Here is a 12,208-nt window from a genome sequence, read left to right on the forward strand (position 1 = left end):
CGCGCCGATGCTGAGGCTGGTCAGCCGGCGTGCCCGCGCGCAGTGGCCGTTGCTGGCGGCCCTCATCGGGGTCGTCACGGTTGGCGCGACCCTGCTGGGCACCTGCACCCTGCTGAGCACCCGCACCGCCGAACGGGCGCTGGAGGTCGCCATGGCCCGCGCCGCCCCGGCCGCCGTCGACGTAACCGTCTACACCGGCACCGTCGAGGGCCGGGACGTGCTGTCCGTCGCCGCCGACACCCGCACCGTGGTGACCTCCGCGCTCGCACCGTTCCCGGTGACCACGACCGCGCGGGCGTCGACAGCGCTGCGGGCGCTGCCGCCCGCGCTCGCCCCGGGCACCACCGTCGGGGCCCAGGCGTACCTGTCGGGGCTGGACGATCTGCCGACCCGGGCCGAACTGGTGACCGGGCGCTGGCCGCACGACCGTGGTGACGCTGTGGTGCTGGAGTCCACCGCCCAACTGCTCGGCCTCACCCCGGGTCGCCGGGTGCGCCTCGGCGCCGAGCTGACCCACGCGCCCGTCGCGGCCATCGACGTGACCGTCGTCGGTGTGGTACGCCCGTTGCCGGGGCGCGGCTGGGACCGCGACCCGCTGGCCGCGGCAGGCTCCGCCACCGGCCACCGGGACGGCCGCTTCCGGCAGCCGGTGAACGCCTACGGCCCATTCCTCGTCGACTTCGCCGACCTGGTCACCACCGGTGCCACCGTCGACCGGATGGAGGTCACCGCCCATCCGGACCTGTCCCAGGCCAACCGCCGCGACCTGGAGACCGCGGCCGCGGCCGTCCGCAGTGCCGACCGCCGGCTGGCCGGCACCCTCGGCGACCGCGTCCGGCTCGCCCGGGTCGCCTCCGACCTGCCGCTGACCCTGCGGTCCGCCGACGACCAACGGCACGTCACCGCCGCCGTCGTGCTCGCCATCGCCGTCCTCGGCGGTGTCCTGGCCGCGACGGCACTCGTCCTCGCCGGCCGGCTGACCGCGGGCATACGCGCCGACGAGACCGCCCTGCGGTCCGCCCTCGGCACCAGTCGCCGCCAACTCGCCGCCACCGCGACGCTCGATGCCGGGCTCGTCGCCGCCGTCGCCGCCGCGCTCGCGATACCGGCCTCGTCCGCCCTGCACGCCGGCCTGACCCACCTACCGCCGCTGGACGGCGCCGGCCTGACCGTCCGGCCGGCCATCGCCGGCGCCCAGGTCCTCGCGGTCGCTGGCGGCGCGCTGATACTCGCCGCCGTACTCACCGTCCTGTCGATCCGGCCCGGCCCGGAAGCCGGCGACCGGCGCACCCGCCGCGAACTGCTGGCCCGATCCGGCGCCGACCTGATGCTCGCGGTGTTCGCTGCCGCCGCATGGTGGCAGCTGTACGCGCAGCCCACCGCCGCCAGCCCACGCGCCGACGCGGTCCGGGTGTTCGCGCCGGCGCTGCTGCTCACCGCCGGCACCGCCCTGGCGCTGCGGGTGGTACTGCCCGCCCTGCGCGGTGCCGACCGGCTGGCGTACCGCGCCCGTGGGCTGGCGCTTCCGCTGGCGGTCTCCGAGGCCGCCCGCCGCCCCCAGGCGGTCGCCACCGGGCTGCTCGTCGGGCTGGCCTGCGCGGCCGGAACCTTCGGCGTCGCCTTCGACACCACGTGGCACCAGTCGCAGCGCGACCAGGCCGCGTTGTCCGTCGGCACCGACCTGGCACTCACCCTCAGCACGACGCCGGTGGCCGCAGAGGGCACGGCCGTCGGCACGGCCACCGCGGGGTCGGTGAGTCCAGCCCTCGACCGTGGTACCGCCGTCGGTCAGTGGCTCGGCACCGCCGGCGATGCGCCGCGCCTGGTCGCCGTCGACACCACCCGCGCCGACGCCCTGCTACGCGGGCGGCTCGACGGCGACCGCACATGGACGGACGTGGGAGCGATGCTCGCCCCACCGACCCGCGTCTCCGGCCTCCCCATTCCGGCCGGCGCCCCGCTCGTCCTGAGCGGAACCGCAACCGGCGACACCTCGCTCGCCGTGACGCCCCAGCTGCTGCTGCAGGACGCCACCGGCCTGCGCATACCCTGTACCGGTCCGCCCGTGCCGCTCGACGGCCGGGAGCACCGGCTGCCCGAGTGCGCGACCGCCGACGGACTGCGCCTCGTCGCGGTGTCCCTGCCGGTCGCGGCCGACCCGGATGCCGGATCCGTGGTCGGCGACCGCACCGCCATAGCCGTCACCCTCACCGTGCCGCCCGCCGGATCGGCTGACGGATCGGATTGGACCGCCACGTCCGCGCCGCCGGTCCCCAGCAAGCTGCGCGACCCGACCGTCGTGCTCTCCGCCACGCCGGCGGGGACCGCGCTGCGGATGGCGGCGACCGTCGACCTCGGCGGCGCCCCGGACGCCGCCCGCAACCTCGTCGCCACCGCCTTCCCGGACCCCGGCCCGGTGCCCGTCGCCGTCTCCGCCCGCTTCGCCAGCGAGGTCGGTGCCGACAGCGGCAGCCAGCTCAGCGTCACGGTCGGCACCACGCCCGTCCCGATCGTCGTCACCGAGGTCGTGCCGGCCGTACCGTCCGCCCCCGGCGCCGTCGCCGTCCTAGCCGACCTGGACACGCTGTCCCGCGCACGCGCCGTCACCGGCGACCTGACGTTCCCGGTCGACGCCTGGTGGGTCGGCCGCCCAGCCGGTCCCGCTGCCGCGCAGCGGGCCACCGCCCTGCACCTGGGCACCGTCACGACCCGCGAGGCGGAGGCCGCCCGTCTCACCGGCGGCCCGCTGCACGCCGGGCTGCCGGCCGCGCTCCGGCTCATCGTCCCGGCCGCGGCCCTGCTGCTGCTCGCCGGCGTCGTTCTGCACGTCACCTGCGATCTACAGGTCCGCGCCGTCGAGGTGGCGCGGCTACGCGGCCTGGGAATGTCCCGGCGCGGCATCCGGGCCGTGCTGCTCGGCCAGCACGCCGGCGTTCTGCTGCCCCTGCTCGCGGCGGGCGCGGCCGTCGGCGCGCTCGCCACCCGCATCGTCGCTCCCCTGCTCGTACGCTCCGACACCGGTGCCGCGCCTGTCCCGGCCGCCCAGCCACACTGGCCGTGGCCAGCCGAGGCCGCGCTGCTCGCCGCGCTGCTGGCCGGATGCCTGCTGGCAGTCGCCGTTGTGGTCATCGTCCAGGTCCGCCGGGCCGATGCCGCGCACCTGCGGGTCGCGCCGTGAACCGCTGGCTGACCCGCCGGTGGCCGGCACCGCACTGGCCCAGCGTCCGCGGCCGTGGCCGTACCGATGCCGGAGCGCTGCTGCTCACCGCCGCCGTCATCGCGGCCGTCGCGCTGCTCGCCGGGGCCGTGCCGGCGCTGCTACGTGCCGCCGCCGACAACGCCGTCCAGGACACGGTCCGCCGCGCCGGCCACGACTCGAACGTCCTCGTACACGCCAACTGGGAACGCGACGACGGCCCGACCGGCGGGCGGTTCCGGATATCCCGCCTCGCCGAGGACGTCGACGACTTCCGCGCCCGGGCGACGTACACGCTCGGGCCCGACCTGGACGCCGCGCTGCTCCCGCCCATCGCCGTTGTCCACGGCCCGATTCTCAATGTCACCGACGGCAACCTGCCGCGTACCTTCCAGCTCACCTACCTGGCCGGTGACCTTGAGGGCCCGGCCGTGACCTGGATCGCCGGCAGCGCACCCGGCCCCGCCGTCCCCGAACAGTCCATCGAGATCCCCTACGACGGACCGCCCTGGCCGGTGCAGGTCGGCCTCTCCGAGGCGGACGCCGCCGCACTCAACCTCGGCCCCGGCGATCGAATCCCGGTCCAGGACGGCCAGGGTCGCGACAAAGACGTCCGGATCAGCGGGATCTACCGACCCGCGGACAGCGCCGACCCCGCCTGGCGACTCGCTCCGGCGCTACTGCGCCCCGTACCCGGCGCCGACGGCGTGGGCACCACCCGGTTCGCCGGCCTGCTGTCGCGCGAGTCGCTGCCGGACGCCCGGCTCGCCTTCGACGAGGACCAACTCCGGCGCACCGTCCACTTCGCCCCCGAACCCGACGTGCTCACCTGGGACGCCACCGCGACCCTCGCCGGCCAAGTGGTCAAGCTCAAGGCAGCCTCCGGCTCATCAGGCGTCCGCGACCAGTCCCTGAAGTGGGAATCGCAGCTCGACACCGTCCTGCGCGACGCCCGTACCCAGATCAGCGCCGCTTCCGCACAGGCCGCCGTCCTGCTCGCCGGAGTCCTGACCACCACGGTACTGGTCCTGCTGCTCGCCGCCGACCTGCTGGTCCGACGCCGTACCCCGGCGCTGAGCGCCGCACGGCAGCGTGGTGCGGCGCTACCCGACCTCGGTGCGGAACTGATCATCGAGTCCACCGTGCTGTCCCTGTCGGCCGCCGCCGTCGGGCTCGCGCTCGCCCGCGCGGCCGTTCCGGGCGTCTCCTGGACCTGGACCGTTCCTGTGGTCCTGGCCGGTGCCGTCGCCGGGCCAGCGTTCGGCACCCTCGTCGCTGCCCGCGCCAGCCGCGACCGGCGCCAACCCGCCAACCCGGCCGCTCGGCGCTGGATCCTGGCCACCGGTCAGCTGCGCCGCGCCGCCGTGGAGGCCGCTGTTCTGATCGCCGCGGTCGCCGCCTTCGTCACACTGCACCGGCGCGGGCTCCTGCCTGTCGCCTCCGCCGGCGACACCGGTGAGCTGACCGGCGACCTGGTCCTACCGATCAGCGCCGTCGCTCTGGGCGTGCTCGCCGGTGCGCTCGTCGTGCTGCGGCTGTTGCCCGCCGGAGTGCGCTTCGCGCTCCGACAGTCCCTGCGCTCGCGCCGCCCGCTGGCCGTGTTCGGCGCCGCCCGGGCAGCCACCACGGCCGGACGCGCGCTGCCGCTGCTGGCGCTGGTCAGCGCCACGGCGCTCGCGTCGTTCGCGCTTGTCGTCGGCACCACCGTCGCCCGGGGTCTGGTCGACGGCGCCTGGAACACCGTCGGCGCCGATGCCCGCCTCGACGTCAGTGTCGACGCCGAGGCCGCGACGCCCGCACTCGCCGAGCGCATCGCTGCCGCACCCGGGGTAGAGCAGGTCGTCGTCGCGCAGGTGACCGACTCGGCGCGCATCTTCACCGAATCGACGCTGCTCACCCCACGCCTGGTCGTCGTGGACACCGCCGCGTTCCAGCGCCTGCTGGCCACCACCCCGCTGCCCGACGCGCCGGCGCTGGCCCAGATCACGGCACCCGGTCCTGGCCCCGTGGACGTCCCAGCGCTGGTCCGATCGAGCGACGGCGACCTGCGGACCGGCACGCGGCTGCAGCTACCCCGGGACGGCGCCCCGGCGATCCGTCTCGCCGCGGTCGGTACCGCTCCCTCCTTTGGCGGCGCCAGCGACGTCGTCATCGTGGACGCCGCGGCCCTCGCCGACGCAGGACTGCCCGCCGTTCCCAATACCGTCTGGGTGACCGGCCCCGGCGCGGCGCGGGCCGTGTCGAACAGCGGCGTCGCCGCCGACGTCGTGCTGCGCGCGGACGTCCTGCGGGCACAGCGGGTGGCTCCGCTGACCGCAGGGGTACTACGGCTGGCGTGGACGGCCGCCGCGGTGTTGCTGGCGCTGGGGCTGCTCGGCCTCACGCTCGCCGCCGCCGCGAGTGCGTCGGAGCGGTGGCAGACCCTGACCCGGCTGCGGACCCTCGGCCTACGGCCACGCGACGCCCGCTGGGTCGCCGCCGGAGAGCTGCTGCCGCCGGTCGTGGTCGCCGCGGTGTGCGGCCCGCTGTTCGGGGCCCTGCTCGCACACCTGACGCTCGGCCCGCTCGAGCTACGGCTGCTCACCGGTCAAGCCACCGACCCGGCGGCGGCCCTGCCGTGGTGGCTGTTCGGCCTGGTGAGCGTGGCTCTGCTGGCGGCGGCCGCCGCGGTCGTACCTGTCGAGTCGGCGCTGCGCCGTCGCGACCGGCTGAGCGAGGTACTCCGCGCCGGCGGGTAGCGAGGGGCGCATCGTTTGCCGTCTCCGGTCGAGTCTCGAAAGAGGATCAGCAGGCTCCGGAAACGTCCCTGGCCTGGCAACTGTCACGGTCACGGGCGTTGATCGAACCGGTAGGCGACATCGACTGCGGTCCACTACCCGGCCGACAGCGCGGTCCGGATGCCCGAGGAGTCCGGAAACTCCGACCGCGACGAAATCCGCTCCGCGCCGCCGCCCGTCACCGTGCCGGACACTCCGGCGATGGTGACGTTGTAGCAGTTCTCCACGAGGATCGAGTTGTTCCCGGTGTTCGAGATCGTCACCCGGTCGGCCAGCAGGAGCAGAACGCCGAGGCCGGTACCGGCGAATGGTGGCCAGGCCACCCGCTGGCCCAGCGATCGTGACCGCCACCGATACCAGGATTGTCTTCCGAGTGTTGGTCACCGGGGTCACGCCGCGGTGCGGGACCATTGCTGGTTGGTGCCGCTGCCACAGGTGTACTGCTGGATGTCGGCGCCGTCGCCGGTGCCGGCGTTGACGACGTCGAGGCACTTGCCGCTGTGGCGGGCGCGGAGTTGGTAGTAGCTGCCGATCGCCGCCCATTGCCATTGCTGGTTGGTGCCCGTGCCGCAGGTGTACTGGATGATGTTGGCGCCGTCGGCGGTGGAGCCGGAGGAGACGTCGAGGCACTTGCCGCTGTTCTGGTTGACGAGGCGGAAGTAGCCACCACCGGCGTCCTGAAACTCCCAGCGCTGATTCCCACCACCGTTCCAGCCGTACTGCTTGACCTCGGCGTTGTTGGCGGTGGAGTTGCTCACCACGTCCATCACCCGGCCGCTGTTTCGGTTCGTCACCCGGTGGTACGTGGGAGCATTGGCGGTGATCGTGCCGGTGACCGTGTCGATGGTGATCGACGGAGCCCAGTTCAGGCTCATGCTGGTGCTGGACGGGAAAGTGATCGGCAGCCAGACGTACTGCGAGTCGTTGACCGGCCCGCCCGAGGCGCCAGCCCAGCGGTCGCCCAGGTAGAGGTAGCTCGTCGTGTTGGTGCCCTGGATGGGCAGCACGAACGTCGGCTGGGAGCGGAAGGTGGTGGAGTCCCCCACGTTGGTCCAGCCGGTCCACGGGCCGGAGATGCTCGACGCGGTCGCGTACCTGGCCTGGTTCGGGCTCCAGCCGGTCGCACCCGAGGTCAGCATGAAGTAGGTGGCGCCCCGCTTGAACAGGGCGGGGGCCTCGCGGTGGGCGTCGTTCCAGAAGTTGCCGACGAGGCTGGCGACGTTGAGGTAGTCCGAGGTGAGCCGGTAGATGTGCAGGTCGTAGTTCTCGTCGGCGGCCGAGATCATGTAGGCGGTACCGCCGTCGTTGTAGAGCGTGATGTCCCGCGACATGTGCCCGAGCGGGCGGAAGCTGCCGTGGTAGGTGTAGTCGCCGTCGACCGTGGCCGAGGAGGCCACGGCGGCGCGCGCCTCGCTGTAGTTCGTGCCGTTCTCCTTGTGCATCCACATGACGTAGCGCCCGGTGCTGGCGTTGTAGATGACCTTTGGCCGCTCGATGTTGGCGGACTGCAACTCGGCGGCCGAGGACTGGGTGAGGACGTTGTTGCGGAACTCCCAGTTACGCAGGTCGGTGGAGCGGTAGACCGACACCGCCCGGAACGTGTTGTTCGGGTTGCGGTTCTCGCCGAACCAGTAGTAGTAGGAGCCGACCTTGAGTACGCCGCCGCCGTGCGCGTGCAGGGCGTTGCCGCTGGTGTCGGTGAACTGGGTGCCGTTGGTGATGGTGACCGGTGCCGCCTGGGCGGGTAGGCCGTCGCTGACGACCGCCGCAACGACCATTCCGGTTGTCACGGCGAGCGCCGTCGCGAGCGACAGGAGCCGTCTGCTCGATCTCACTGTGTTATCCCCTTCTGCGGGCCGGAGTGACCGTCACAGGGACGCGGGTACCAGGCGTCTGGTGAACATCGTTGTCCGCCCTGCGACGATGCCCTCGCCGCCGGTGCGGCAACGTCCGGTCCAGCGACGGTTCACACTTGGGTAACTTCTTGGTAATCGACGCGGACCGAGTACGCCACAGGTCGCACCAACTTATTCACGAACGTACATAAAAGAACGCCACCAGCGATCACGGTGGCCGCTAGCGCATCGACGACCACGGCCGCGACGAATCGCGTACGACAAGCTCGGGGGCGAGAAGCACCCGGTACGCCGGGCGGCGTTCACCGTCCAGCAGGCGCGAGACCATCAGCTCCACCGCGAGCCGGCCGACGTGGCTCTTCGGTGGCCGGATCGCCGTGAGCGCCGGATCGGCAAGATGGGCGACCTCGTCGTCGTAGGAGACGATTGCCAGTTCGTCGGGGATCTTGAGGCCATGTTCGTCGCAGACCTGCGCGATCGCTATCGCGTGCGAATCGCTGTGAATGATCAGGGCGGTGACCTCGGCTTGCCGGCACCGCCGGACGAGGCGGCCGATGACGTCCCGGTCTCCGGTCGTGCCGAGCGTCACCCACTCCCGCAACACGAGGACGTCGGACACGGCCGGATCGGCGGTCGCCGCCTGCCAGGCACGTAGCAGATGGGCGGAGGTCGGGCTGCCGCGAGACACGACCAGACCCACCCGACGGTGCCCCTGTTGCCGAAGGTGGTGGATGGCGATCTCCAGGCCGAGTGCGTGGTCGCTGCGCACCCATTCGATCTGTCGGGTGGCGGGCGTCCACCGCTGCGGCTGGCGCTCGACGAGGATGGTGGGCATCTGCAGGTGCCCGATCCAGTCGAGCATGCCCTCCGCGCGGTCGTCCTCGAGACTGGGGGCGAGGAGCAGACCCTGGACCTGTTGTCCGGCGATCAGCAGGCTGATCTGGCGCCGGTCCTCGTCGGGGTCGTAGCTGGAGCCGCGCAGCTGGATGTTGACGCCGAGGGCGGCCGCGGCGGCTCGCGCCCCGCCCACGATCGACGGCCAGTAGAAGTCCAGCGACGGTACGACCATGCCGACGGTGAACCGCATCGGGGCGCGTCGCGGCTGCTTGTCCGTGCCGCCACGCACGGGCAGGGTGGCACCACCGTGCACCTTGGACACCAGGCCGCGTTGGGCCAGCGCGGCGATGTCGCGGCGAATCGTCAGTTCGCTCACGCCGAACTCGCGGGCCAGATCGCGAACCCGCACGGCTCCGTTCCCGCGAAGTGCGGCGAGCAGTCGCTCCTGCCGCTGCGTACCGAACAGTTGCCCTTCCATCATGCCCGCCTACCCTGAGGCCGCCAGGTGATCGCCGGCAGCGGTCCGGCGGCCTCGACGCCTGTCGCGGACCCGCGAAAGCGGGTCTCGCTGATGTCACGTCCCGTGTCCGTGCACGTCTCCGGCGGCTACGCCGTCCGCCCGAGGGCCGCTACGGTGCTCCTAACGGGCGAGCCAGCCGCCGTCCACCGGTACGACGACGCCGTGCACATAATGGGCGGCGTCGGAGGCGAGGAAGACGATGGCGCCCGTCAGGTCGTCCGGTGCGCCCCAGCGGCCGGCGGGAATCCGTTCCCGGATGGCGCGCTCCCGGTCGGGATCCTCGCGTAGTGGCGCCGTGTTGTCGGTGGCGACGTAGCCCGGCGCGATCGCGTTGACATTGACCCCGGCGGCGGCCCACTCGTTGGCCAGCGCCCTGGTCAGACCCACCACGGCATGTTTGGCGGCGGTGTATGACGGGACCCGGATGCCGCCCTGGTAGGACAGCATCGACGCGATGTTGACGATCTTGCCGTGGCCCTGGTCCAGCATGATCCGCCCGGCCGCCTGACTGAGGTGGAACACCGCGTTGAGGTTGACCCGCAGCACGGCGTCCCAGTCCTCGGCCGGGTGCGCGACGGCGACCGCGCGACGGATGATCCCCGCGTTGTTCACCAGGATGTGCAGGCCGCCAAGTCCGGTGACCACCGCGTGCACGGCGTCGGCGAGTTCGTCCGGACCGGCGGTGGCCAGGTCGCCGGGTACCACCAGGGCCCGCCGGCCCGTCGCTTCGATGTCGGCGACCGTCCGGGTGGGGTGGGTGCGGTCCAGCAGGGCGATGTCGGCACCGGCCTGGGCCAGGGCGATCGCGAGCGCCCGGCCGATGCCGCGGTTGCCGCCGGTGACCAGGGCGACCCGTCCGTCGAGCCGGAATCTGTCGAGGATCACGGCTACAGGCCCACACTGCGCAGCGTGGGCACGGTAGCGCCGACCCACGCGAGGTCGGTGTCCTCCCGGGCACCCTGCGTGCGTTGGGTGCCGGCGAGGAACCACAGGTAGTAGGTGATGTAACCGGGTGCGCTCACCACCGTGTGATAGCCCTCCGGCATCATGTGCATGCCGTGGTCGCGGACGGTGAAGTTCTCCTCGTACCCCTCGTCGGTGTACATCCGGCAGATGCCGAACCCGTCGGACGGGTTGACCCGGAAGTAGTACATCTCCTCGTGGGCGGCCTCCGACGGCAGGTCGTCGACCTTGTGCCGGTGCGGCGGATAGGTGCTCCAGTTACCGGAGGGCGTGTAGGTCTCACCCACGATAAGCCGGCCGGCCGGCAGGTCCGGCTGCGCGACCTCGGTGAGGATCTGGTGATAGGTCCGGCCGAAGTTGGCCGCACCCCAGCGGCCACTGGCGACCCGGGCCGGTTCGATGACGTACGGGTCGACGGCGAGGTCGCTCGGCGCGCTCGGGAGCGCGATCTCCACCGCGCTGTCCGCCACGATGACGACGTCGGCGCCGGCGGGAACGAAGACGGAGTGGGGCTTTCCGGAGAACACGTCCGCACGCTCGCCGACCTGCGCGAAGTGGTGTCCGGCGACGGTGAAGCTGGCCGTGCCGCCGAGCACCACCGCGAGGATCTCCCGATCACCGGACTCACCGGTCCAGGTCTCGCCCGCCGCCAGCCTCAGCAGCGTGAAGTCCAGCAGACGGCACGGGTTGAAGGGCAGCTTGTTGCGGCCACCCTCGGCCGGGAGGTAGCAGTGGTAGCGGTAGTCCATGAGGAGCCTTTCTGTCGAAGTGGGTTCTGGCAGCGGATGCCGGCGGCGGCTACCAGGGGCTGGTCCAGCCCGGGTCGCTCGCACGAACGAGGGCTTCGAGGTAGAAGTAGTCGCCCCACAGGTTGCCCTCGTCGACGCCAATGCCTTTCGGCTTGTCGTAGACACCGTGCAGGATCAGCGCGTTCGAGGTCGGGTGCCGGCTGGCGGCGTAGTGCTCGGCGAGCGAGCGGAGGATCCGGTCGGCGGCCTCGCGGTAGCTGTCGGCGCGCACGGTGTCCGTGAGGTTGTCCGCCAACTCGATCAGGCCGCAGACGGCGATGGCCGCCGCCGAACTGTCGCGTTCCTGGCCGCTGCCGTCGGTGAACTCCAGGTCCCAGTACGGCACCTGGTCGGCGGGTAGTCGGGCCAGGAAGTAGTCGGCGCAGGTCTGCGCGGCCACGAGCAGCGACGGGTCACCGGTATGGCGGTGGTTGAGGCTGAAACCGTAGATGGCCCAGGCCTGCCCGCGTGCCCAGCAGGAGTCGTCGGCCTGGCCCTGTTCGGTCTCTCCGCGCACCGGCGCTCCGTTGCCCGGATCCCAGTAGAAGGTATGGAAGGTCGTGCCGTCCGGGCGCAGGATGTGTTGGCGTAGTTGGCGGCAGTGCCGGCCGGCGGCGGCCGCGTAGCGTTCGTCGCCGGTGGTGTGACTCGCCCAGTACAGCAGCGGCGTGTTCATCAGGCTGTCGATGATGGTGCGACCACGTTGACGGGGGTCCCGCAGGTCACCCCAGGCCTGGATGATTCCGGCCGGTTCCAGGACGCGGGTCATCAGGTGATCGGCGGCCGCGAGGGCGGCGCGCCTGGCCGATGCGTCACCGACGCGCCGCGCCGGAATGACGCAGGCGAGGGTGTAGAGGAATCCCAGATCATGGGTGTCCAGGTCGATCCGGTTCGCCACCCGGGCCACGAAGCTGTCCACATGCGACACACCGGCACTGCGGTAGCGCTCCTCTCCGGTCAGGTCGTGCGCCAGCCACAACATTCCGGGCCAGAAGCTCGTGGTCCAACCCACGTTGCCGCCCACCGGCTGCCCGCCGGCCGGTGCCCGCAGCGGGTAGCGGTTGCCGACGGTGGTGTCCGCCGGATACCGGTCGCCGAAGGTGTCGAGGTTCGCATCCAGGGTGCGCAACGCGGCGGACACGGCGGCTGGAATCGTGTCGGCGTCAGGACTGGGACGGGCACTGATAGCCGTCATGAAGGTTCGTTCTCCCTCGTGTCTGTGGGCGGATCACCAGCGGCCCGACCTGGCTGTCGAGCTGTGGTGACGGCGA

Annotated in this window: 8 protein-coding genes; 2 read left to right on the top strand and 6 right to left on the bottom strand. The window is 72.3% G+C overall.

Annotated elements, in window-relative coordinates; genetic code table 11:
* Window positions 1-7 precede the first annotated feature (7 nt).
* Both BMY89_RS21205 and BMY89_RS21210 read left to right on the top strand, forming a co-directional pair.
* Window positions 8-3,178: an FtsX-like permease family protein gene (locus BMY89_RS21205; RefSeq protein ID WP_092381768.1), complete on the top strand. Its 3,171-nt coding sequence runs from the start codon at window positions 8-10 to the stop codon at window positions 3,176-3,178.
* A complete protein-coding gene (locus BMY89_RS21210; protein ID WP_092381769.1) occupies window positions 3,175-5,934 on the top strand; it encodes an FtsX-like permease family protein in 2,760 nt (919 codons plus the stop codon). The genes BMY89_RS21205 and BMY89_RS21210 overlap by 4 nt, the downstream gene beginning before the upstream one ends.
* Before the next feature lie 134 nt (window positions 5,935-6,068).
* Here the strand turns inward: BMY89_RS21210 and BMY89_RS21215 are convergent, their stop codons facing one another.
* The 6 genes from BMY89_RS21215 to BMY89_RS21240 all read right to left on the bottom strand — a co-directional run bounded on the left by BMY89_RS21215 (window position 6,069) and on the right by BMY89_RS21240 (window position 12,132).
* On the bottom strand, window positions 6,069-6,296 hold the full coding sequence (locus BMY89_RS21215; protein WP_092381770.1) for a hypothetical protein: 228 nt from the start codon (window positions 6,294-6,296) through the stop codon (window positions 6,069-6,071).
* A gap of 66 nt (window positions 6,297-6,362) precedes the next feature.
* Window positions 6,363-7,751 carry an RICIN domain-containing protein gene (locus BMY89_RS21220; protein WP_092381771.1) on the bottom strand — a complete coding sequence of 463 codons (1,389 nt, stop codon included), beginning with the start codon at window positions 7,749-7,751 and terminating at the stop codon, window positions 6,363-6,365.
* A 298-nt stretch (window positions 7,752-8,049) separates the two neighbouring features.
* The gene (locus tag BMY89_RS21225; RefSeq protein ID WP_092381772.1) at window positions 8,050-9,147 is read right to left on the bottom strand and encodes a substrate-binding domain-containing protein; all 1,098 of its coding nucleotides are present in this window, start codon (window positions 9,145-9,147) and stop codon (window positions 8,050-8,052) included.
* Window positions 9,148-9,306: 159 nt separating this feature from the next.
* On the bottom strand, window positions 9,307-10,071 hold the full coding sequence (gene kduD / locus BMY89_RS21230; protein WP_198414082.1) for a 2-dehydro-3-deoxy-D-gluconate 5-dehydrogenase KduD: 765 nt from the start codon (window positions 10,069-10,071) through the stop codon (window positions 9,307-9,309).
* A 2-nt stretch (window positions 10,072-10,073) separates the two neighbouring features.
* Complete coding sequence (gene iolB, locus BMY89_RS21235; protein WP_092381773.1) at window positions 10,074-10,898, bottom strand: 5-deoxy-glucuronate isomerase; 825 nt, start codon at window positions 10,896-10,898, stop codon at window positions 10,074-10,076.
* A gap of 49 nt (window positions 10,899-10,947) precedes the next feature.
* A complete protein-coding gene (locus BMY89_RS21240; protein ID WP_092381774.1) occupies window positions 10,948-12,132 on the bottom strand; it encodes a glycoside hydrolase family 88 protein in 1,185 nt (394 codons plus the stop codon).
* Window positions 12,133-12,208 lie beyond the last annotated feature (76 nt).

The sequence above is a fragment of the Micromonospora phaseoli genome (genome assembly GCF_900109115.1).
Lineage (GTDB): Bacteria > Actinomycetota > Actinomycetes > Mycobacteriales > Micromonosporaceae > Micromonospora > Micromonospora phaseoli.

Bases quoted from the DNA above. Each gene is read 5' to 3' on its own strand.
- iolB (WP_092381773.1), bottom strand. From the start codon at position 10,898: ATGGACTACCGCTACCACTGCTACCTCCCGGCCGAGGGTGGCCGCAAC.
- BMY89_RS21205 (WP_092381768.1), top strand. From the start codon at position 8: ATGCTGAGGCTGGTCAGCCGGCGTGCCCGCGCGCAGTGGCCGTTGCTG.
- BMY89_RS21225 (WP_092381772.1), bottom strand. From the start codon at position 9,147: ATGATGGAAGGGCAACTGTTCGGTACGCAGCGGCAGGAGCGACTGCTC.
- BMY89_RS21220 (WP_092381771.1), bottom strand. From the start codon at position 7,751: ATGGTCGTTGCGGCGGTCGTCAGCGACGGCCTACCCGCCCAGGCGGCA.
- BMY89_RS21240 (WP_092381774.1), bottom strand. From the start codon at position 12,132: ATGACGGCTATCAGTGCCCGTCCCAGTCCTGACGCCGACACGATTCCA.